This window comes from Stieleria sedimenti, from assembly GCF_025060895.1.
Taxonomy (GTDB): Bacteria; Planctomycetota; Planctomycetia; order Pirellulales; family Pirellulaceae; genus Stieleria; species Stieleria sedimenti.
In genome coordinates this window covers 1-22,675 of sequence record NZ_JANZKV010000117.1, presented here as the reverse complement: position 1 = coordinate 22,675, position 22,675 = coordinate 1, and the positions used below count along the sequence as shown (strand labels likewise).

Here is a 22,675-nt window from a genome sequence, read left to right as displayed (position 1 = left end):
TCTTCAGATGAGGGCCCGTAGGCTCGCGCCAAACGGCTGATATTCGTTTGACATCAGCCGGTTCGCGCCAGCGTCCGGGCCCCCTCATTCATGTTAACTTAGCGGTATTGGGCTTTAGCCGCCCACTGTCGCTGCGTAGCAGCGACCGAGAATCGCCTCAAGGCTGGACACCAACGGTACCTGCCGCCCTGTTCCGCACGCGTCGTTTAAATCGCGGAACCTTTTGGTGGGCGAGTGGTTAAGATACAAAGAGCGCCTCGAGTATCGCCCCCCCGGGCTGGTACGCTGTCGCTGCTCGTCCAGGCAAGGCCTTACAAGCGGCGTGGGTCAATCGACCCCCTCGCATGCTTCCGCCGGTGATCATTGCGGGCGGAGGCCCTTTCCCCTTTCGGAACCCTTCCCAGACTCATGCAAATCCAATCCATGTCACGTCCATCGTCCCCGTTTGCTGCTTCTACCCGTCGCCGTCGCCATCACCGTCGTGCGGCTCGACATGCCTTCACGCTGCTCGAGCTGTTGCTGGTGCTCGCCATTCTCGTGGTCCTCGGTGGCATCGTCGCGGTGAACGTGGTGGGCACCGGCCAGGCCGCCAATGCCGACGCGACGACGGCTCAGCTGAAGATGCTCAAGTCGAACATTGACATGTTCCAGATCCGTATGAACAGCTTGCCGCAGACCCTGGAAGAACTTCGTGACGGACCGTCCGATGCGGCCAAAAAGGCGAAGTGGGTCGCGCCGATCATCACTGAAATCCCCAAAGACGCCTGGGGCAATGACATCGACTACAGCGTCAACGGAAACAGTTACGAACTCCGCAGCGGAGGCATCGACGGCCAAAAGAACACCGAGGACGACATTGTCGTGACGCCGTAGGCGTGTCGTCAAATAAGCGAGCGTCGCCGCCGCGCTCGCCGGAGAGGTGGAGGGGTTCGACGTCGCACGACTGTTTCATCCCGGACACGGACCCCACGCCTGCCATGCTACGCTGTGAAGCATTGATTCCCTGCGTTTTACGAGGCGTAAGCGGCAGGGCGCAAGCGGGCTGTCGCTTTTGTGAGCCGCGACGCGTAAGCGGCCGGGCATTCCGACGCTGCCCGAGGCCTTGCGGCCAGCGGCTCACCATTGACTCAGCAGATCCCGACTAAATCGACAACCCGCAAGCCGTCCGGTTGCACACCGTTCCCGAAACACCGGAGGGCTCGCGCCCTGCCGCTAAAAAACGCTTCACCGCGTTACCTGACATGGTCGCACTTGAGATCCATCGCACGCCAGAACGACAAAGCGGTTTTACGCTGCTGGAGTTGCTGTTGGTGTTGGCGATCCTTTCCGTCCTCGCATCGATCGCGATCCCGCAAGTCGCCTGGTTGCTCGGCGACCGAAGGATCGTCCGTGGAGCCAAATTGATCCGTGAAGAATTGATGTTGGCGCGTGTTGACGCGATGCGGCAAGGCCGGATCTTAATGGTCGATGCGATGCTCGAATCCAATCAGCTCCGCGTCCAGCCGTATTTCTCACTGGCCGACTCCGTCAACGCGATCGACCAGACGGGCACGCAATCGGCTCTGTTATCCGGCGCCGAACAAGCTCAATTCGTTCCGGTGATCCAAGATGAATCGAAAATCCGTCAGGTGGATTTGCCCGACGACGTCGTCGTCAAAAGCGTGTCGGTCGTATCCGCAGTTCGGGCGATGGAGATCGAGCAGGCAACGATGAGCAACCAAGCCGAAGGCTACAGTCAACCGATTCTGTTTTACCCCGACGGGACCACCAGCACGGCCGCGGTGGTGCTGATGCATCCCGAGCACGGGCAAATCACAATCAAGCTGCGTGGCATCACAGGTGACGTCACGATCAGCGAAGTGGGGGCCAATCAATGATCGTCAGGCAACCACCGAAACGACAGTCATCGAAAGCAGCGAGGCGACGTCGCGGGAGCGGTTTTTCGCTGCTGGAAATGATCCTGGCGCTGGCCATCCTCGGCAGCAGTCTGGCGGTTCTGGCGCAAATCGCCGGGACCGGCGTTAGCGCCGCTCGCGAAGCCCGCGCGCTGGTAACGGCCAGGATGATTTGCCAATCGAAATTGAACGAACAGTTGTTGAACTTGCAGGCGGGGCAATCACCGACGACGATCGTCGAAGCGCCGGCCGAGTCGTTCGACAGCGCGTCGACCGAAACGTACGTCTACACCATCGAAGTGATGCCCGGCCAACTCGATGGATTGCTTTCGCTACGCGTGACCGTGTTGGCTCGCGCGGGCGACGGCACCGAACAACTGGCCGCGTTTGCGCTCGATCGCTGGGTGATCGACCCCGCACTGGGGCTGGAAGAAGCCGAGGCGGAAGAAGAGGCCGCGCGCGAAGAAATCGCCAACGGCGGTGAGGAGCCGCTGACATGATTGCATCCTGCATGACCAAGCCGACTCGGTTCGGCCGCCACCGGCGGCGACGTGGTTTCACCTTGCTGGAACTGTTTTTGACGCTGTCGATGGCCGTCGTCCTGATGACGCTGGTCAACGCCGCGTTCCGATTCTATGCCGTCGACATGGATTCCAGTGACATGGACATGCGGCGATCCATGTTGGCCGCGGCCGTGATGCAAATGATCGAAGACGACTTACGGGCGTCGCTGCATCCGGAACCGCTGGATACCAGCGCGCTGGAAACCTTGCTGGCCAGCACCGCCGCTTCGGCCACTGGCGGTGGCAACACCGGCGATGCGGGCGATCCCGGCGACGCCGAGGCCGCCGGCATGGACGACCCGGCGCTGGAAGAGGAATTGACCACGTCGGTGTCGGGAGTCGCCGTGCTGCAGACGCCCGGTTTGATCGGAGACCAGTACCAATTGCAAGTCGACACCAGTCGCCTGCCGCGGTTGGAAGAGTACGCCGTGCTGATGGACGTGGATCCCGGCAACCTGGCCGATTTACCCAGCGATCTGAAAACAGTGACTTACTACGTTCAGGCGGCCGATTCGATCGGGATCGAGGATCCGCTGGCCAAGCTGGATGCGACGACATCGACGACCGCCGGCGGCTTGGTGCGACGCGTCTTGGATCGCTCCGCAACGACGTTCGCATCGACCTCGGGCAATCTCGCGGCACTCGGCCAGACCGGCGAATTGCTCGCGCCCGAAGTCACCGGAATCGAATTCTCCTACTGGGACGGCGTGACCTGGCAAATCGAATGGAACAGCGACGAACTCGGGGAGCTTCCACTCGCCGTCAAAATCCAAATGGTCATGGTCGACCCGCTGGTCGCCGAGAGCGAACAGGAACCGCGGGTGTTTCAGCACGTGGTCAAACTGACGATGGCCAAGATCATCGAAGAGGAAGAGGAAGAAGATCTTTCGGGGGTCGGCCTCTGATGTTTTCACCCACCAAACTCAACACGCAACGTCCACGCCGGCGGCGAGGTTTTTTCCTGGTGCTGGTGTTGTTGGTCGTTGTCGTCGCCACGCTGTCGGTGTACTCGTTCACCGGTGTGATGGTCGCCTACGATGACGCCGCCTATCTGTCCGGTGACCTGGTCCGGGCCCGAGTGGCTGCCGATTCCGGCGCCGAGGCGATTCGTTTGATCTTGTCTCAACCCCGAATGATGCGGGACGAAATGGGAGGCGTCTACAACAATCCCAACCTGTTCCAGGCGATCGCGGTTTCCAATCAAGACGCGGCAAACGTCTGTGATTTCTCCGTCCCCGCACCGGATCTGAATGAGAACGGCATGCTCAGCGGAATCCGGTTCGGGTTGCAGGACGAATCGGCTCGCTTGAATCTCAACACGTTGACGGTCTTGGATGAAAACTCCGAAGGCTTGATGGCCGCGCTTAGTCTGCTCTCGGATCCCGACAGCGCGGACGTGTTGCCCGACAGTATCGCCACTGCGTTGCTGTTGGCTTTGCCGGGGATGACCGAAGAGATCGCCGATTCGATCATGGACTGGCTGGACGCGGACGACGAAGTGCGACCCTATGGTGCGGAGCTGGAATATTACAGCGGACTGCCGACACCGTATGAACCGACCAACGGCCCGATCAGCAGCGTCGAAGAACTGTTGCTGGTCAGCGGGATGACGCCGACACTGCTGTTCGGTGCCGACACCAATCGCAACGGCGTGCTCGATCCCGACGAACAGCAACGCTTCAACGTCACCGTCGACACGCCCGGTGCACTCGGCTTGGCGGCCTATTTCACGATCCACGGGCAAGAAGCCAACAAGCAGCGCGACGGCACGTTTCGGGTGAACATCAACGCGGACGATCTGGAAATCCTCTACGAAGACTTGACCGATGTTCTCGGCGATGACGTCTACGCCAGTTTTATTTGTGCGTACCGCATGTCGGGGGCACCGTCGGCGTCCATCGGCGGAGCGGCTCTGCCGGATGCAGCCAACGCCGCACCGGGTGACGAACCGGCTAACGACGGAGGCATCTGGACGGCGGACTTGCTGGAGAATTTTGATTTGTCGGCCGGCGGAGGAATCGAATTTACACAGGTCCTTGATCTGATCGACGCTACAGTCACCGTCGGCGGAGGCGACGACGCGGTGACGTACCGCAGTCCGTTTACGCTGCTGACCGCGGGCGTCTACCTGCCGCTGATCATGGACAAACTGGTCACCAGCGACACGCCGGCGATGCCCGGTCGGATCAACGTCAATGAATGCCCCGCGGAATTGTTGTACGGCATCCCGTTTTTGACCGAGGAACAAGTCGGCATGATTCTGGAGGCCCGCGGGACGGAAACCGACGACGAGAACCGGTTTTACGAGACCTGGTTGATGGTCGAGGGCATCGTGACGTTGCCGGAAATGAGAAACTTGGTGCCGCTGCTGACCGGCGGCGGCGACGTCTATCGGGCCCAGATCGTCGGCTATTTTGAATCGACCGGCTTGGCCCATCGCCAAGAAGTGATCATCGACGCGACCACCGTGAACCCCAAAATTGTGTCCTATCGAGACCTCAGCCATCTCGGTCGGGCGTTTGACGTTTCCGTGCTCGGGATCCGCAACACGGCCGCGGTGTCCGGCGACCAACCCGCAGCGTCTCAGTAAGAAAGTCTCAGTGACAGTCCCCCCCAGTAACGTTTCCCAGCCAGCCCTGCCGAGACTGACCGTGCGTTTTGACCTTATCGAACTAGACTACCACCATGCCTAAACGAATAGCCCTCGACTATGACGATCGCGAATTGCGGATCGTCGTCGCCAACTGCAACGGTTCCAAGGTGCAGGTGACCGATGCACAAGTCATCCCGATCCCCGAAAACGGATCGGTCTCGGAAAAGCTGCGTGCCTACATCAACAGCGAGGGCCTGCAGAAAACGGAAACGCTGATCACGATCGGACGCGGCAAGGCGGAGTTGCGAGAATTGCAGTTGCCGCCGGTGCCGGACGACGAGCTTCCAGACATGGTCCGCTTTCAGGCCATCCGCAGCTTTGCGTCGGCCAGCGAGCGGGCCATCGTCGACTTTCTGGTGACCCGTCGCACCAATGAAAACAACACGCTGATCGCGGCGGCCGTCTCTCCGGGAGACATGGATCGCGTCCGCGAACTCTGCAAGACGTCCGATTTGTTGCCCAAACGCATCGCGTTGCGTCCGTTGTCGGCCGCATCGCTGTACTTGCGTGGCCAGAAGACGCCGCCGATCTGCGTTTTGATCGACCTGCTCAACGACGACGCCGAAATCGTGATCGCGCGGGACGGAAAGGTCATTTTCGTTCGCACCGTCCGCTTGCCTTCCGAAGCCAGGCATCGAAGCGGTGCGATCGCAAGTGAGTTGCATCGAACCATGGTGGCCTGCGGCGAGACCTCGACGCCGGGTCGGATCGTGGTTTGGGGGACCGAATCGGTTCATTCCGGCGACATCGCAGCGATCAAGAGCACGATCAGCTGTGATGACGTCCAAGCAGTCAATCCGTTTGATCTGGTCAGTCTGCAGATCGACCGATCGGCCTTGCCCGAGCATATCGGCCGCCTCGCCCCTCTGGTCGGTTTGCTCGCCAGCGACGAAACGGCTCCGGAAACGCTGATCGATTTCTTGAACCCACGCAAGAAGCCGGAAGAGGAACCGGATCGCGTCCGTCGCATCCTGATGATTGCCGGACCGATCGCAGCGGTTTTCTTGGCGGGATTCTTCGTCTACCGGCAGTTCGCCCAGTGGGATCGAAAGATCGCCAACGCGACCAACGAAGTCAACTTGTTGTTGCCCTCGGCCAAAGCCGCCGAAGAAAGTATCGAGCGAACCGAAGCCATCGACCAGTTCCTCGACGGCGACGTCAATTGGCTGGACGAAATCAGACGACTGGCGGAAAAAGCACCGCCGAGTGACAAGATGATTGTCCGCAACATCTCGGGCACCGCCAGCATGCGCGACGGCGGCGGCACGCTCCGCATCGTCGGCGCCGTTACCGAGCCGAGTGTGATCGACGAATTGGAAGAGGCCCTGCGTGATCCGACCCACGGGGTCGTCGGCAAGGGCTCGCAAGAACAAAAAGGTCAAGACACCTACGCGTGGACGTTCACCGAGTCGGTGATGATTTCAGGCGAAACGATTCGCAACACCCGCTACGCACGCATGGCCGAGCGGATCGCGGAAGCGGAATCCCAAGCCGCTGACGATCCGCCCACCGCTGCCGAAGAACCGGTTTCCGAAGCTGCCCAATCCGAAGATCAAGATTCCGAGCAGCCGCAGGAGAACCCAGAGCCGCAGGCAACGCCTGAGCAGCCGTCCAACCCTGAGCAGCCGTCCAACCCTGAGCAGCCGTCCAACGAAAACGCCACCGACACGGCGGAGGTCCAAGCATGAACCAACGTGAGAGAATCTTAGCGATCTTGGTCGGCGGACTGTTTGTCCTCGGGCTCGGCCAATGGGGATTCACGAAGTACCAAACTGCCATCAAGCAGCGGCGTACCCAGTACGAAAACCTACAGGAACGCCAGGTCCAACTGGCCGAACAACGCAATCAAGGCGCGCTGGCCGATCGGCAGATGGGCGAGTACCTGGTGCGATCGGTTTCCAGCGACGTGGAGCGTGCCCGCAGTGATTACCAAAGCTGGCTCTTTGATGTCATCGAAAGCCACAACCTCAAAGACGCCAAGGTCGACAGTGGTCGCACGAGTTCCGGGGATCTCTACCAACAGATGACGTTTCTGTTGACCGGCCGCGCCGAGGCGCCGGAGATCTTTGCGTTCATGCACGAAATCCAGTCCAAGGACTATTTGCATCGGATTCGCGAGTTTGATCTGAAACCGTCCAAGACCGATTCGGGGTTCACGATCAGCATGACGATCGAAGTGGCTTCGTTGCGGAATGCTCCCGTCGACGCCAAGGCGCCCGAGACGAATGCCTGGCGCGTCGACCCGAATACGCTGGCCTACAGTGATCCGATCTTGAATCGCAACCTGTTCGAGCCGCCCAACCGGGCGCCTTCGTACGACGGCAGCCGAACCGTGGAAGTGACCAAGGGACGGAGCGAAGCGGTGTCGCTGGTCTTCAAAGACGCCGAACAACACCGGTTGTCGTATGAATTGGTCGATCCGCCGGAGGTCGTCTCGATCGACGATCGCAGCGGCACGTTGCGCGTCCGCAGCGACGAACTGACGGAGTTTGACGTGACCGTTCGCGTCACCGATCACGGCTATCCCAAACGCACCGTCGAGGAAACCTTGCTGGTCAAAGTCGTCGATCCGCCACCGCCACCGCCACCCGAAAAACCGCCACTGGAATTCGACGATGCCAAGCAGACGTATCTGACCGGGTTGGTGCAGGGCGCCGAAGATTGGACGGCCTGGATGAACGTTCGGACGCGTGGCACGACGCTGAAGTTGCGCGTCGGCGACGAGTTTGAAATCGGCAGCGTGCGTGGGGTCGTCGAATCGATCGACGCGGACGCCGTGAAAATCAAGATCGGCGACAAGACCATCACGCTCACCAGCGGCGGAACACTCAAGTCCGCCGTCGATTCGGTGGAGTGATCCCCCTTTCGCTACGATTCGCGATCGAACTTCTTCAGCTTACGATCCAACGTGCTTCGTTCGATGCCCAGGATCGCGGCCGCGCGACTCTTGTTGCCATCGGTGTGACGGAGCACGCGTTCGATATGCGATCGTTCCAACTCGGCCAACGAAATTTCCACCGGACTGGACGCTACGATCGATTCCGCGTCGCCCGTGCCCGCCGACATGGCCGGCGTCAGCAACAGGTGTTCGGCGTCGATCGTCGAGCCGGTGTTCAAGACCACCGCGCGTTCGATCACGTTGCGCAGCTCGCGGATGTTTCCGGGCCATCGATAATCCAACAGCATCCGTTTGGCCGCGTCGGTGATGGTTGTGATGCGCCGGCCCATCTGCTCGTTGAACTGGGCCAAAAAGTGCTCGGCCAACAGGAGGATGTCGCTGCCACGCTTGCGTAGCGGCGGGACGACCATTTCGACGACGTGCAATCGATAGAACAGGTCTTGGCGAAATTTACCTTCGGCGACCATCGCTTGAAGATCACGATTGGTTGCCGCGACCACGCGGACATCGACTTTGATCGGACTTTGGCCGCCGACACGCTCAAACGGATGGCCTTCGAGAACGCGTAGAAACTTGGCTTGAATCTCCGCATCCATCTCGCCGATTTCGTCCAGCATCAACGTGCCTCCGTCGGCCGCTTCAAACTTGCCCTGCTTGCGATCGGTCGCGCCGGTGAATGCACCTTTCTCGTGCCCGAACAATTCGCTTTCCAGCAGCGACGGTGACAGCGCAGCGCAATTCATACAAACCAGCGGCGCCGAGGCGCGTCCACTGGCGTGGTGGATCGCCGAGGCGACCAATTCCTTGCCGACCCCGGATTCGCCGCGGACCAAGACCGTCGCGTGGGTCGGAGCCACCATCGAGATTTTTTCGATGATGTCGCGGACCGCGTCGCTCTGTCCCACGATTTGAACTTTTCCGCCGATCTGTTTTTGCAGCGTTCGGATTTGGCGTTGGGATCGGCGGAGCGAGCGATCGAGTTTTCCGCGGACACGCAGGTTCCGCAGCGATTCGGCCAAAATTTCGGCGACGGCCAAAACGAATTCCAGATCGCGCGCCGACAGCACCGTTTCTTTGTCGGTCGTCAGCAAGTGCAGCATGCCCAATAGGTTTTCTTCGCGATCCTTGACGGGGGCCAAGATCATGCTGACCGCGTCGATCTCGCCCTGGCTGTTTTCGGTTGCCAACGTTCGGTCACCGGAAACGTTTCGGGCCAAGATCGCTTGTCCGTCCGGGCCGATGACGCTTGCGATCGCGGTGTCGGCCGGACGTCGGTAGCTGCTCGATCCCGGTGCCGCATCATTGGAATGACGTGTCGCCACCAAGGTCAGCATCGACGGATCGGGCCCCGAATGCGGGTTGGCTTGCCGGTTGCCGGCTGGTTGGTTCTGTGGCGGTTGGTTTGAGGCCTGCCTGCGAGATTTTGAATCGACGACGAAGGCTCCGGCGCTTCGAAACCGGATTGATGCGGCCAGGCGGTCCAGGACCAGGTCGATCGCTTGGGCGGCGGTTTCCGCACCGGCCAGTTCGAACGCCAATTGCAATAGCGTCGCGCGGGCCTTTTCGGTCTGTACGACTTCGTTCTGTACGAGCGCCCCGGGTTGGGCGGGCGATCGGATGACCAGCGGATCGCTGTGCAAGTATTCGCTTTTGGCCCGACGATCGGTGATCGACGCTGCTTCCATCGCCAAGGTCAGGTGATCTTCCGTCGCTCCGGCGGGCCTGGGAGAGGCGACGGGACCCTCGGCGGACTGGATCTGGTGAACAAACTGCAGGGAGAAACCGGCGATTTCAATCTTGTCACCGTCGGAAAGGGCCGTCGGTGCCTGGATCCGCCGCCCGGCCAGAAACGTGCCATTGCGGCTGCCCAGATCCTCGATCATCCAGCCCGCCGCCGTCGACCAGACCCGCGCGTGCTGGCGGCTCGCCTTTTCGCTGCGAATCGCGATGTCGTTGTTGCTGGACCGCCCCAGGATGACTTGTCCGGGTGCGGAGAGTCGAAAAACATCGCTCCAACGCCCCGCCGACTGGATCACCAGGTATCCGCCGTCGATGCCACCTACGGGGGTGCTCCATTGGCCGTTTGAGGCGGAAACCCCCTTCAGCGGCAGACGGTTGGGGCCCGAATCGTCGTCGTGGGGCGGCAAGGTGAGGCTGCTGTCGCTCAAAGTGCTCTGATTCCCTGGAAGTCGCTCGAAGAGGCTGGAGTCGATTGGATGCCGAATAGTTTATCAGATCGCCGGGTCGAACTTGCGACTCGAATGGGCGGCAACTATTCTCTTAAGCAGTCTAGGCCGCCTCCCAACCGACTTTTCCGCCGCACGATGACGCTTCTTTGCGACTTGCCGGCGTCTAAAATCCAATTCCATTCGGAGTAACTTTTCGATGAAACTGAGCCAAGCTCGATTCATGATCGCGATTGCGATGAGCTGTCTCGTTGCAGTCGCCTCGCTCACCCAAGCAGGAAACTTCGGCGGTGGCGGTAATAATGTTGGCGGCGTTTCGATTGATCCAACCGGCGTGGTTCGGACGGCGACGGTCGAGGAAAACCAAGAACTTCTCAACCTGCTTCGCAATGTCGTCACCGCTCCGACAGGCGATTTGGCGACTGCGACGGATCTGCGACTGGTGTCTCTGTCGGGTTTGCAAGACGCGATCATCCAGGTTCGCAAAACCGGCGCGAGACTCCCCTCTGAGATCCGCTATCTGGCCGGCTTGACCGGTGTCGACTACGTGCTGGTCGACAAGGAAAACAACGACTTGATTCTGGCAGGGCCGGCCGAACCCTGGACTCTGTCCGAAACCGGCAGCGTCGTCGGCACCGAAACCGGCGCCGCGATCCTGCAGTTGGAAGACCTGGTGGTCGCGCTTCGCAACGTCGAAAACTCGCGTGCCCAAGGCATCAGCTGTTCGATCGAACCGACGGCCGAAGGCCGGCAACGTTTGAACTCATTTCTCGGTCGCATGAAACTCCGCCCCGGGCAGAACCCCTCCGCCCTGGAAGCCGGGATGAAACAGGCATTCGGTCCGCAGATGATCAAGTTGAACGGCATTCCCGCGACCAGCCGCTACGCCTGCATCCTCGTCGCCGCGGATTACCAAATGAAACGGCTGGCGATGGCGATCGAAGATTCACCCGTCAAAGGGCTTCCCAGCTATCTGCAACTCGCCCGCAACACGTCTCACGCCGGCAGCATGAATCCTCGCTGGTGGATGGAATGCGAGTACGACAGCTTGACGCGTAACGAAGAAGGCACGGTTTGGAAATTGACCGGTCAAGGGATCCGAACGATGACCGAACAAGATGCCATCGCCGCCGACGGTACGGCAACCAGTGCCGGAAAGTCGGACAAGCTGGCGGAGAAATGGGCCACCTCGATGACCGAACGCTTCGAGCAATTGGCGAAAGAAATGCCGGTCTTCGGTGATCTGCAAAACCTGATGGATCTGACGGTTGCTTCCACGCTGATCGTGCAAGAACAGCTCGAAAATCGCTCGGGACTGGACTTGGTCGTGCTCCGCGATCAAGAAATGCTGGAGATGCCGACGTTGGACGCACCTCAAACGATCGCACCGGAGTGCAGCTTCATCAAGGGACGAAGCGGCTGGGTCGTGACGGCTTCGGGTGGCGTTAGCATCAACGCCTTCCAAATCGTTCACGACCAGCAAGTCGATACCTCGCTGACGAACCAAATCGCCTCCTCGCGATCCACTACCTGGTGGTGGAACAAGTAGGGCATGCTGTGCATGCCACTCGTCACGCACAGCGTGACCTACGATTCGGTTATGCCACGTCGCCCAGGTCCAAACGTTTGCCGTAGCGACGCATCAGTTGCTTCTTGAGCGCGTCCCACTTCGGGTCCGACAGCTCTGGATCTTCGTCAATCGTTTGTTGGGCGATTTCGCGCGCGACTTGCAGCACGTCAATGTCTTTCATGAGATCGGCGATCCGCAGCGGGGGCATGCCGCTTTGCCGTGAACCAAACACGTCACCCGGACCACGCATTTTGAAATCGGCTTCGGCGAGTTCAAACCCATCGCTGGTGCTTTCCAACACCTTCAATCGCTCGAACTCTTCGGGCGATTGTTCACCATCGGTAAAGACGCAGATGTGACCGGCGTGTGTGCCGCGTGAGACTCGTCCGCGGAGTTGGTGGAGCTGGGCCAATCCGAATCGCTGCGCGCCCAGGATGGTCATCACGGTTGCATTGGGCACATCGATTCCGACTTCGATCACCGTCGTGCTGACCAACACGTCGGTCTCGCCGTCTGCAAACGACTCCATCACCGCACGCTTCTCGTCACTGGACAGTCGGCCGTGGAGCAGTCCGACCTGGTAGTTTGCCAGGGTGCCCGTGCGAAGCTCTTCGTAAACGGTCTCGACGGATGAGACATCTTCTTCGGTCGCCGAGTCTTCGGCCAAGACGTCGGCCTCGTCCGGCGCCGTTGAGGCCTGAGCACTGACGCGGGGAGCGACGATGAATGCTTGCCGGCCTTCATCGAGCTGTTTCTTGACGAACGTCCACCAGCGGTCACGCCACTCGTCGCGCCCCAGGTAAGTATTCACGCTGCCGCGGCCCGGCGGTTTTTCACGCAGCGTCGTTAAGTCCACGTCGCCGAAGATCGTCATCGCGACCGAGCGCGGGATCGGCGTCGCACTCATCACCAGGTAATGGGGGTCGACCCCGCCGCTGCGAAGTTGAACCCGTTGGCGAACGCCGAACTTGTGTTGTTCGTCGATCACGCACAGCCCCAGATTCTTGAACTCGATACCGTACAACAGGGCTTGGGTGCCGACGAGTAGATCGAGTTCTCCGGACGCCGTTTTGCGAAGTGTTTCACGCCGCTCTGCCGCGGTCAGCGAACCGCACAATAGGCCGATGCGGACGCGGCTGTCGGCCAGCATCCGAGTCAGGGTTTGGAAATGTTGCCTGGCCAAGACTTCCGTCGGCGCCATCAAGACCGCTTGATGCGAATGGCCGACGGCCAACATCATCGCGTAAATCGCGACGACCGTTTTACCGCTGCCCACGTCGCCTTGCAGCAAGCGGTTCATCGGAAACTGCCGTCCCATGTCGCGGCCGACGTCTTTCATCGCCGCCTTTTGGTCGCCCGTCAGTTCAAAAGGAAATCGATTCGTGATGCGCGCGTCCAGCATCGCCGAGGCGGGCAGCGGCGTGGACCGCAGATCCGTGGTCAGTTTGCGTCGCCGCATCGCCAATGCAAGTTGCATGACCAGCAGTTCTTGAAAGACCAAACGCGTTCGCGCCGCCGTCAGATCGTTTCGATCGGCGGGCCAGTGGATGCTGCGGATCGCGGTGCAAATCTCCGGCAGCGGCAGCCGAAGATCGATCTCGGCCGCGCGAAGCGCTGCGGTCGCCTGGTCGCGAAGATCAACCGGCAAGACTTCGGTGAGCGTTTCGCACAGACCGTCGATCGCCGCACTGACATAGTGCCGCATCTCGTTTTGTTTGACGCCTTCGGTCAGCGGATAGATCGGCAGAATTCGTGGCTTCTTGATTTCCTCGTCGTCTTCCAGCAGTGTCACTTTGGGGTGCACAAATTCCCACCGCAAGCCGTTTAGTTTCGGTTCACCGCTGATCATGACTCGGCGGTCAAACGTGATTTGCTCGGCGCGAAACGGCTGGTTGAAAAACACGATCCGTACCGCACCGGAATCGTTTTGCACGACGGCTCCAAAGATCGATTTACCGGGCGTCCGAGAGACGATTTCGGCGTCGACGATCGTGCCGACCAGTGAAGCGGATTGGCCTTCGCGCAATTGGTCGACTCGAGCCGGCGGCGCGGGGAATTCATAGCTGCGGGGAAAACAAAACAGCAGATCACCCGCCGTCCGCAACCCGATTTTGGCAAGCTTCTCGGCGCGCAACGAACCGATCCCGGGCAAGAACTGCGCCGGCGTGCCGAGAGTCGTTTGGCTGGAGTTTTCTATCATCGACGCCGAGTATACCGAGCCGCCCGTCGCTGATGAACCTTGTCCCCATCGCGACCCGCCTCAAACTAGCCGATCGAGGTCAACCAGAGCTCGATCCAATCCACTTCCGCTGAGTCCGATTCATCGTCGTCCTCCTCGCCAATCGCGTCGGTCAGCGCGTCAATGGCCTGGTCGACACGATCGGGATCCCAATTTGCCCAGGGTGCGGGATCGGCCGGAGATAACTCGGACGGTTTGATTCGGTCAGCGGTTAACAACGACATCGAGTTTGACGTCTCAGCACCAGTCGGTTCGGCCATGGACGCCGCATCGGACCCAGCCGGTAGGGTTCCAATCCGCGGTGATTCTCCTTCGCTTCCGACCTGGGTGGCGAGAGAGTTGATGATCGCAAGCGCATCACGACTGGTGGCCAAGCCATCGCCGTTGACGTCGTAGAACTGGTACGAACTCATCTCTGGCAGCAACGGCAACTCATTCTGGCTGTCGACGGCTAGCCGATTGATCGTGATCAACGCGTCGATCAGGCTCACCTCGCCGTTCCGGTTGACGTCGAAACGGTTGAAGGGGTTCTGCCAAACGGAGCCGCTGGACACATGGAGGGTGGCGTCGTCTTTGACCAATCGGTGCGTGGCGTAACCGGCGACATTGATGGGCGTTTCGAACTGCCAACCATTTGCCAACGTCAACTGGTCCTCCGCTCCGAGGTTGACGTGTAGCGAGTTGTTGGCATCGGTCATCGCGATCACCGCCGGAGCGTCCAAGTCGAGTGCCTGGCTGGCCGCATCGGTCAAATCAAGTCGTTCGATGTTTCGCAACACCACCCCGCCGGAAAGCTCCGGTGGAAGCAATCCGCCGGCGACCAGCGTGACCGTGTCATAACCGTCTCCGCCATCGACCTCGCCGCCCGTCATTGCGGACAATGCAATTTGATCGTCGCCGTTGCCAGACCGGATCGAGAGCTGCGTCTGATCGGGCAAGGGTTCGACGAAGATCGATTCGCTGCGGTCGCCGGTTTCCAACGTGGCCCCTCCGGGATCTCCGACAGCGGTGCTGCGCAGCGTTTCGCCACTGATCTCGTCGATCAGGACAATTCGATCTCCTTGCTGGCGGATTCTGAGGTCGCTGAGGATGGAGTCGATGTGAACGACACCGATGATTCGTCGACTCGCCTCGGCATAGACCGGGTCACTTTGATCTTGATCGACGTTCACGTAAACCGATCCGATCAGGTTCCGGTCGGCAACAAAGTCGAGCGGGGTGCTGACCACAACGACCTGGGGCTGATCCCAATTGTCGGGCGTGAAGGTCAAGACCGAGGGGGTGAAAACGGCCTCAGGCACAGCCGCGCCGTCGATCGATAGCTGCACGGGGGATAGCGGACGCGTTCCCAACGCCAGCGAGAACGGGTCGTCCAATCCGAATTCGTTGACGATCGTCGAACCGTCGGTCTCCTCCAGCCAAATCGAAGCCACATCGTCATCGATCACATCGGCAGTCAACGTTTGCGGCGCCAGTTCATCAAACGCGACCCCGGATGTCACCGTCGCGGTCAGCGTCACTTGCGTGTTCTCTTCGGAAGTGAAGTCGTCGATGGCGGTGGCTTCCAGAGTCTGCGGGATCGACCAATTGGCTGGCGTAAAGGTCAACTCTGTCGGTGAAACGTCCAATTGCGACGGGTCACTCGACGCGATCGCAATGGTGACGTCGCTGATCGGTTGAACCGACAGCGCCAGCGAGGTCACGCCGGGCGCGGCACCTTCGGTAACCTGCAAATTCGAGGTCAGGAAGTCAAAACCCGCGACCTCGTCATCGAGCACCGAAATCGTGACCACTTCGTCGGGATGCCCGGCGCCGGCAAACGTCAGATCGATCTGGCGAGTGCCATCGACGACCTGGTTGTCCATCGCGGTGATTTCAAACGCGACCGTGGGTCGGCCGGGAAGGAAGCTGACCGAGGAAGGGAGTTGCAGCGTGTCGGCGACCGAAGGTGCGATCGAAACGGTCATTCCCTGGAGCGTGTTGCGGGTCAATCTGGCGACGCTCCGCCGGTTGCCTTCGACGAGATGGGTCGAATCGATCAACAGATGCAATTCCGGCGTGTCGTTGTCTTGGATTGTCTCGGTCAATGTGTCGGCGATGTAGCCTGCCGATGCCACGCTGACATCAACCGATTGGTCACCGGCGACCGTCGGGTTGTCGACAACCTCGGCGGTAAAGAAGACTTCCGTTTGCGTGGCGCCGAAGCGAACACTTGCCGGCAGCCTCAGACTGTCAAACGCGCCGCCGCTGATTACCACGACCGCTTCGCCTTCCGGGGCGGGACGCGTGACCCGATAAGTGGCCGTACCGCTCGATTCGGTCAAAGGATCCCCCAGACGGGTGAGCGTCAATTGCTCGTGATCGGTAACGGTCAGCTCCGTTCGGCTGAGTTGGTACCCCGTCGCCGATGCAACCACCGAGACGATCTGGTCGCCTTCCAATTGATCGTTATCGATCGCGGCAGCAAAGAACGGTCGCGAGAGATGGCTTCCGTCATCGAACTGCACCGCCCCGGGCACGGCCAGCCTGCCGGGACTGGTCGACGTCAGGGTTGCGACCGTGTTGCCACGCGGGTCGCTGCGACGCACTTGCATCTCGATGGTGCCGCCATTTTCCGCAATGAAATTCGATGCGGTCACCAAAGTCAATTCTTCGTAGTCGGTCACATTGACGGTGTCTGTCGCTGTGATGTAACCCGGTCCGGACGCGGTGACGGTTCCGACACGAATGGCATCGAGGGTGGAATTGTCGTTGGCGGTGATCACAAAGGGATCCGACGTTGCCGCACCGTCGGCAAACGTGATCGTCGCCGGAACACTCAACAATCCGGCCGGGGCGGTCCCGATCGTTGCCGTCAGCGGTTGGCTGGTATCGGTGCGTGTCAACCGTGCCGTCGCCATGCCGCCGTTCTCACGGATAGAATCTTCGTCGATGATCAACGTCAGTGGCTCGTAGTCGAGCACGTCGAGGGTGGTCGTTGCATCAATCATCCCGACGCTAAACGTGGTGATCGTGACGCTTTGAGTGCCATCAAGGATCTGGTTGTCGCGACCGGTGAGTGTCACCGTCGCTTGAGTTTGCCCGGCGGGAATCGTGATGCGGTTGGAGGAAAGCAGCAGTTGGTCGGAGCGTGAGGCCGTCAGGTCGACCACTGCGGCTTGGCGGGCATCCAATCGTGTCAGCGTCAGCGTGACCGACGCGGAATTTTCAAACACCGTGCGGGAACTCAATCGCAGGCCAAAGGTCTCGTAATCGGTGACTTCGACAAACGCGACATCGCTTTGGAAATTGCTGGCCGTTGCCGTCACGCCGACGAACTGGGGGCCGTCGAGCAGATCGTCGTCGACGCCGAACACGGGAACCGCGACCGAGTCGACGCCGGCAGGGATGGTCACAAACGACGATCCGAGCCGCAATTCGGTAGAATCCGACACGGACAACGTCACGACGATCGGCGTCGACAAATCGGCGTTGCGCCGGATGATGGTGGCGATCGCCTGGCCGCCGTTTTCGCTGATCGATCCGGGATCGATTTCGATGTCCAACAAGGGGCGCGAGACCGAGAACGCCGCCCGGAAGTCTCCGCCGGCGATGCCGTTGCCCGATGGCTTTTTGTCCCAGAGAAACAGGCTGTCACTGCCCGAGATCGCATTGCTGAGAAACTCACCGTCGAGCAGATCGCCGGTGGAATTGGTGATGCCGCCGGCTTCGCCGTTGACCTCCAACAGGTAAAACCCGGCGCGCAACGACTGGCCGAATTCCAACGTTGCCACGTTCCGCGATGGATCCCATCCGATCAATCCATCGGCGTCCGGCACCACCACGTCGGTGCCGTCAAAGAACGTTGCGTCATCGCTTTGCAGCAACGTAAAGTTATCGGCCGTCAGCGTGCCGAGGTCAAGATTCCCAGAAAAGGTGACGTCGAGTGACTGAATCGAATCATCAAAGACGTGGGTCCCCGGTGTGATCGAGACGTCGGTGACCGACGGCCCGTGGATGAATCCGCCGACGTCGACGCGACGACCTGGCCGAATCCAATCGAAATGCATTTCGTTGCCGCCAGCGGTCTCCTGGTATTGGATCCGAATCTGGTACGTTCCGGCAATCAATCCGGGCGTCAATTCGCCGGACAAAAGCGGTTGGTTGCTGCCCCAGCCGTTGTCAAACAATTCGCCCGAATCAAACGATCCGCTGCGATCCAAATCGATCCAAAACCGGCTGCTGTCGTCGCTCCGTGTCAACAACTGTACTCCGTCTTCGGGCACGACGACGTAGCCGTCCCATTGGACGGAAAAGTTGTCCCAATTGTCGTCGTCGACTCCGCCGGTGATTCCGACCGTCGAACGAACACCGAATTCCGAACGCAGAAACGAGACCTTGGGATCGACGCGGGTTCCCGAAATCGTCTGCGTCACTCTCCAGTCAATCTCATCGACGGTGCGGAGACTGGTGTTGACGTAGCTACCGGTCAACCCGGGGTTGCTGAGTGCTGCGTCGGTGAACAGGTTCGCTTCGGCAACGCTACCGGAGACCGTCACCGATTCGAACAAACGTACAACGTGTCCGGCAACGTCCACCAAGTCCGCTTCGATGCGATAGCGTCCCGAATCGACCACGCCACGCGAGTAGAGGTTTAACGTCGAATTGAACGTCGAATTGATTGCCTCGTAAGTCGCGTCTAATTCGGTCCACGTGTCATCGGCGCTGTCGAACACTCCATCCGGACCGGTGCCCCGCAGCGTGTAAGTTGCCGAATGAACGCTGGGCATGCTCAATTGATCATTCATCCGGACGACGAAGCGGCTGGCGTTATACGGGTCTCGAATGTACGAGACGCTTTGGACGCGTGCCGGCGTCGTATCGGTTCCGCTGATCGTCAATCGGGCGACGAAGTCTTCGGCCGGCGAGGTCGCGCTGCCGCTGCGATCGGGGAACGAATAATCCGCTTGCACCAATCCGTTGAGCGGGTTGCCGGCCAGGTCGGTGATGCCGCCGCTGCCGCTGACCAACCGGATGGTGTAGTCGCCCGGCGTCAACGGCGAGTCGGCCGTCCAGACGACGGTCGAATCGAGTGGATTGGCGACGGCTGTCCCCGCGATCACGCCCGCCGACGAGTCGGTGACGACGATGTTTTCTTGCGTCAGAGTCGTTTCGTCGAGGACGCCGTCAAAATAGAACGTGATCTGGCGAGTGCTGTTGACGACGTCGCCGTTGTCGGGGTGCATCGCAATCACTGTCGGTCCAACCGAATCGATGGCGCGCCCCGGCGTGACTTTCAACCGGTAATTGCCGGCCGAGCTCAGCTTGCCTTCGATACGAACGGTGATCGTGTCGTCGCTGGCAAAGGTCCAATCCAGAAACGGATCGACGCTCTTGATGCCGCTGTTGCCGTCGGTCGCATCGTCGCTGGTCGCGATCAGGGAACCATCGGAAGCAAGAATCGACATCACGCCGTCGAGCGGGTATTGGAATTCAGCGGAATCGATGTCGAACGTGAATCGTTGGCCGGCGACGACATCGACGGTGTACCGGTCGACATCGCGGTCGCCGTCGATCATCGCGAACACGACCACTCGGTCATTTTTGGTCGCCTCGGCCGGCTCATCGACAACCGACAGCGTTCCTTCCCAATAGTTCGTGATCGCCAGTTCGTTGTCGCCGTCGCCGTCGAGATCCGCGACCGCGCCGACCGCTTCGCCGTCGCCGGTTTGAATGGAGATCGGTCGGGTGAACGTTCCGTCGGGACTGCCCAACTGGATCTTCAGTGTGTTGCCAAACCCGCCGACGATCAGGTCTTCGAATCCGTCCTGGTCGACGTCGTCGGAAGAGATGAAGTGTGTGGTGATTCGCGTGTCGTGAAACGCGTCTTGGACCGGCAACCCCGACGCATCGGACAGGAACACGCGCACGGCGCGGTCCTCTCGATACACGACGGCCAGGTCGTCTCGACCGTCGTTGTTGAAGTCATCCGACGTCACGCTTTCGGGGCCATCACCGGTTGCAAAAACGATGGGGCGGTTGAATCCGCCCGCTCCGTTTCCGTACCAGAGCGTCAGGTCATCGCTGGTGAAGTTGGTGGTGACCAAGTCTTGGTTGCCATCACCGTCGAAGTCACCCGAGGACACACCGTGGGGCGCCGTTCCCGCCGACAACTGTTCCAGGAAACTGAACCGCCCGTCTCCGTCACCGGTGTAAACGCGGATCGAATTGTCGTTGCGGACCGTGACGGCAAAATCGAGGATGCCGTCGTCGTTCAAATCGGAAACGTGCAGCCCGTTGGGATTGCCGAACAGGGGATAATTGAACGCGGGTGCGAACGTCCCGTCTCCGTTGCTGATCAAGACAGACACGCGTTGGGCGCCGTTGACGATCATCGCAATGTCGTCGTCGCCATCGTTGTCGAAGTCACCGACCTCCAACACATCGGTCCACCATCCCAGGTTTCCGCCGGCGGCGATCGTCAACGGAGCCCCCAGGGTGCCGTCGGCGGCAGCGATGAAGATCTGCAAGCTGTCGTCGGTGTCACTGGACATGACGATGTCGTCGCGGCCGTCATTGTTAAAGTCACCGGCGACCACATCGGTCGGCCGATCGCCGACATCGTGGACGGCGGTCGGCGAGTAATCGATCGACATTTCCCGCAAATAGCTATCCAGGGAAACCTGCCCGGTACTTTCGGTTTGTTCGGAAACGTAGACCTGGGAGCCGGGCTGGAGAATGAAATCCAAGTAGTCGCGGACGTCATAGACTTGATTGCCGGGACGACGCGAATCGGTTCCTTGAAAGGCATAGGTGCCGCCGACCGGCAAATACTCGGTCGTCCCGACGTAGGACATGAATGCCTGGACGTCACGGGCGTGCGGAAGACCTGTCGCGTGACCGAATTCGTGGTTCACCGTCGTCGTGGTCAGCCGCCGCAAGACCGTCGCGGAGGTCTCCAACGCACTGTTGACGGTGTTGCCGTTGCTGCTCCGCACACCGCGATAACCGCCGCCGAAACCGCCCGCTCCGATGTCGCCGAAATTGCCGATCCCCGAGGCGACGCGTTCCTTTCCCGCCGCAGGTTTGTCGCGCGTCGCTTCGGCATCGTAGACGCCGTAACGAGAGTCAAAGGTTCCCAGATAGTAATCGATCGCATCGGGAACGGCGTAAGGGGCGACGCGATCAAATCCCAGATACGGATCGGTGCTGTCGAAGTCCATGAAGTGAACGGCGTTGTCCCGCTGCAACGAAAAATCGGTGATCGTCACATACTCAACCGCGTAGGCTCCCGTACCGATGGGACTGTCGGCGAGGACTTCCAAAAAGTAGCTGCCCGGCACCAGGGCGTCGTCGACCTCCGTCGAGATCCGGCCGTTGGGCGAATAGATCAGTTCCTGGCCGAATGCGTTGTAGAGCCGCATTTCCTTGCCGCTTTCGACGATCCGTTCGCTGCCACTGAGTTGCAGATCGAACCGCAGAAATTCAATGTCGTCGATTTCGAACTGAAAGAAGTCGCGATCGGATGGACCATCAAGGATGCCGACGAAGTTTCCTCGGTAGGATGTGGTATCGAGCTGTCCGGCCGTCTCGAAGGAGTCGCCGAGGTCGGGGAACGCCTGAGCATCGTCGACCAGATCAACGACCATCGCGTAGTCACCGGAGACGGCGCCGGATGAGTTTGCACCCGAGAGGGCGACGAAGACTTGCTGGTCATCTTGAATTTGAAGAACGATTCCGGTTCCCGACTGGTTTTCGCCGATCACGTTCCCCAGGGAATCGAGAACCTCGACCGCCGGACTGGTTGTCTGCAAACCGGCGAAGGAAACCACCAATGTTTGACCGGCCGAGGCGTTGAGCGAGTAGACGTCTTGTTCGCTGGCGTCGGCGAGTTGCCCGATGACTTTTTCGCCGAGCAGTCCGTTCAAACCGTCGGCCACCGCGAGCGTGTCATTGGGTTCGGATTCGAAGTTCGCCGGCGCCCCGGTGTAACTACTCTGCATGCCGTAGGGGCCGACGAAGGTGCCGAAGACGTTTTCCGAACCGACGCGGATGAAGTACTGGCCCGTCGCGGGCGCGACCAAACGCGCGGTGTCCCCATCATCGGACGTGACCAACGTCCGTCCGCTCGAATCTAGGATCTCGAGTCCGGGAGGCAACGTGGGGCTGAACCTGGGGGCGTTGATGTTGAACGTGTTGATCGAAAAGCGGTCGCCGCGATTCAAATCGACGCGAAAGAAGTCGACGTCACGCGTGGAGCTGATCGTGCCTTCTAAGACGTCACCGCGGGGCAGGGCGGTGGCGGAGGCCGGCACATCATTCGGTTCGATTTCAGCCGCCAGCAGTTGCCGTTTTTCGAGCGTTTCCGTCTGCAGTTTTCGACGGATCCGATGTCGGGACGCAACGTTTCGGGGGCGAGCTAGTCTTCGCGCAGCGGCAAACGGGCCGGCAGCCCGGTCGGCGGATTTCGAGAACAAAGGCATCGTTGCGGGATCACGGTGGGGAATGAAGAGGAATCAATGAAGAGTGGAGATGGCCCGAGTTTAGCTAATCTGCGACACCGATGTTGAATTTGGAGTGCACCCATCCCCCCGAAAACCCCGAGAGTCCGGGCAATCAGACGGCGAGCGGCCGAATTCCCCAGCAGCCGATTCGCGCCAGCGTTCGGGCGTCGTGAGGTGGCGCGCTCGG

The 22,675-nt window shown here is 60.2% G+C and carries 11 protein-coding genes; 8 read left to right on the top strand and 3 right to left on the bottom strand.

The window, feature by feature from the left end; translation table 11 throughout:
* Positions 1 to 423: 423 nt before the first annotated feature.
* The 7 genes from NZK35_RS16120 (at position 424) to NZK35_RS16090 (ending at position 7,968) form a co-directional block, all read left to right on the top strand.
* On the top strand, positions 424 to 873 hold the full coding sequence (locus tag NZK35_RS16120) for a type II secretion system protein GspG (protein WP_259633560.1): 450 nt from the start codon (positions 424 to 426) through the stop codon (positions 871 to 873).
* Positions 874 to 1,241: 368 nt separating this feature from the next.
* Positions 1,242 to 1,877: a prepilin-type N-terminal cleavage/methylation domain-containing protein gene (locus NZK35_RS16115; protein ID WP_259633559.1), complete on the top strand. Its 636-nt coding sequence runs from the start codon at positions 1,242 to 1,244 to the stop codon at positions 1,875 to 1,877.
* Positions 1,874 to 2,395 (top strand): type II secretion system protein, encoded by a 522-nt coding sequence (locus tag NZK35_RS16110; protein WP_259633558.1) that lies wholly within the window; start codon positions 1,874 to 1,876, stop codon positions 2,393 to 2,395. The genes NZK35_RS16115 and NZK35_RS16110 overlap by 4 nt, the downstream gene beginning before the upstream one ends.
* Complete coding sequence (locus NZK35_RS16105) at positions 2,392 to 3,363, top strand: type II secretion system protein GspJ (RefSeq protein WP_259633557.1); 972 nt, start codon at positions 2,392 to 2,394, stop codon at positions 3,361 to 3,363. The genes NZK35_RS16110 and NZK35_RS16105 overlap by 4 nt, the downstream gene beginning before the upstream one ends.
* Positions 3,363 to 5,048 (top strand): type II secretion system minor pseudopilin, encoded by a 1,686-nt coding sequence (locus tag NZK35_RS16100; RefSeq protein ID WP_259633556.1) that lies wholly within the window; start codon positions 3,363 to 3,365, stop codon positions 5,046 to 5,048. Before NZK35_RS16105 ends, NZK35_RS16100 begins: the two co-directional genes overlap by 1 nt.
* Positions 5,049 to 5,143: 95 nt before the next feature.
* On the top strand, positions 5,144 to 6,799 hold the full coding sequence (locus tag NZK35_RS16095; protein WP_259633555.1) for a type IV pilus biogenesis protein PilM: 1,656 nt from the start codon (positions 5,144 to 5,146) through the stop codon (positions 6,797 to 6,799).
* Positions 6,796 to 7,968, top strand: coding sequence for a cadherin repeat domain-containing protein (locus tag NZK35_RS16090; protein ID WP_259633554.1), 1,173 nt, complete (start codon positions 6,796 to 6,798; stop codon positions 7,966 to 7,968). The genes NZK35_RS16095 and NZK35_RS16090 overlap by 4 nt, the downstream gene beginning before the upstream one ends.
* An 11-nt stretch (positions 7,969 to 7,979) precedes the next feature.
* Here the strand turns inward: NZK35_RS16090 and NZK35_RS16085 are convergent, their stop codons facing one another.
* Positions 7,980 to 10,178 (bottom strand): sigma 54-interacting transcriptional regulator, encoded by a 2,199-nt coding sequence (locus NZK35_RS16085; RefSeq protein ID WP_259633553.1) that lies wholly within the window; start codon positions 10,176 to 10,178, stop codon positions 7,980 to 7,982.
* Positions 10,179 to 10,395: 217 nt separating this feature from the next.
* Between NZK35_RS16085 and NZK35_RS16080 the strand changes: the two genes are divergently transcribed.
* On the top strand, positions 10,396 to 11,745 hold the full coding sequence (locus NZK35_RS16080) for a DUF1598 domain-containing protein (RefSeq protein ID WP_259633552.1): 1,350 nt from the start codon (positions 10,396 to 10,398) through the stop codon (positions 11,743 to 11,745).
* A gap of 49 nt (positions 11,746 to 11,794) precedes the next feature.
* Here NZK35_RS16080 and recG read toward each other — a convergent pair whose 3' ends face one another.
* Positions 11,795 to 13,966, bottom strand: a complete 2,172-nt coding sequence (gene recG / locus NZK35_RS16075) for an ATP-dependent DNA helicase RecG (protein ID WP_259633551.1) — start codon at positions 13,964 to 13,966, stop codon at positions 11,795 to 11,797.
* 65 nt (positions 13,967 to 14,031) lie between these two features.
* Complete coding sequence (locus tag NZK35_RS16070; protein ID WP_259633550.1) at positions 14,032 to 22,467, bottom strand: FG-GAP-like repeat-containing protein; 8,436 nt, start codon at positions 22,465 to 22,467, stop codon at positions 14,032 to 14,034.
* Between the last annotated feature and the right edge of the window lie 208 nt (positions 22,468 to 22,675).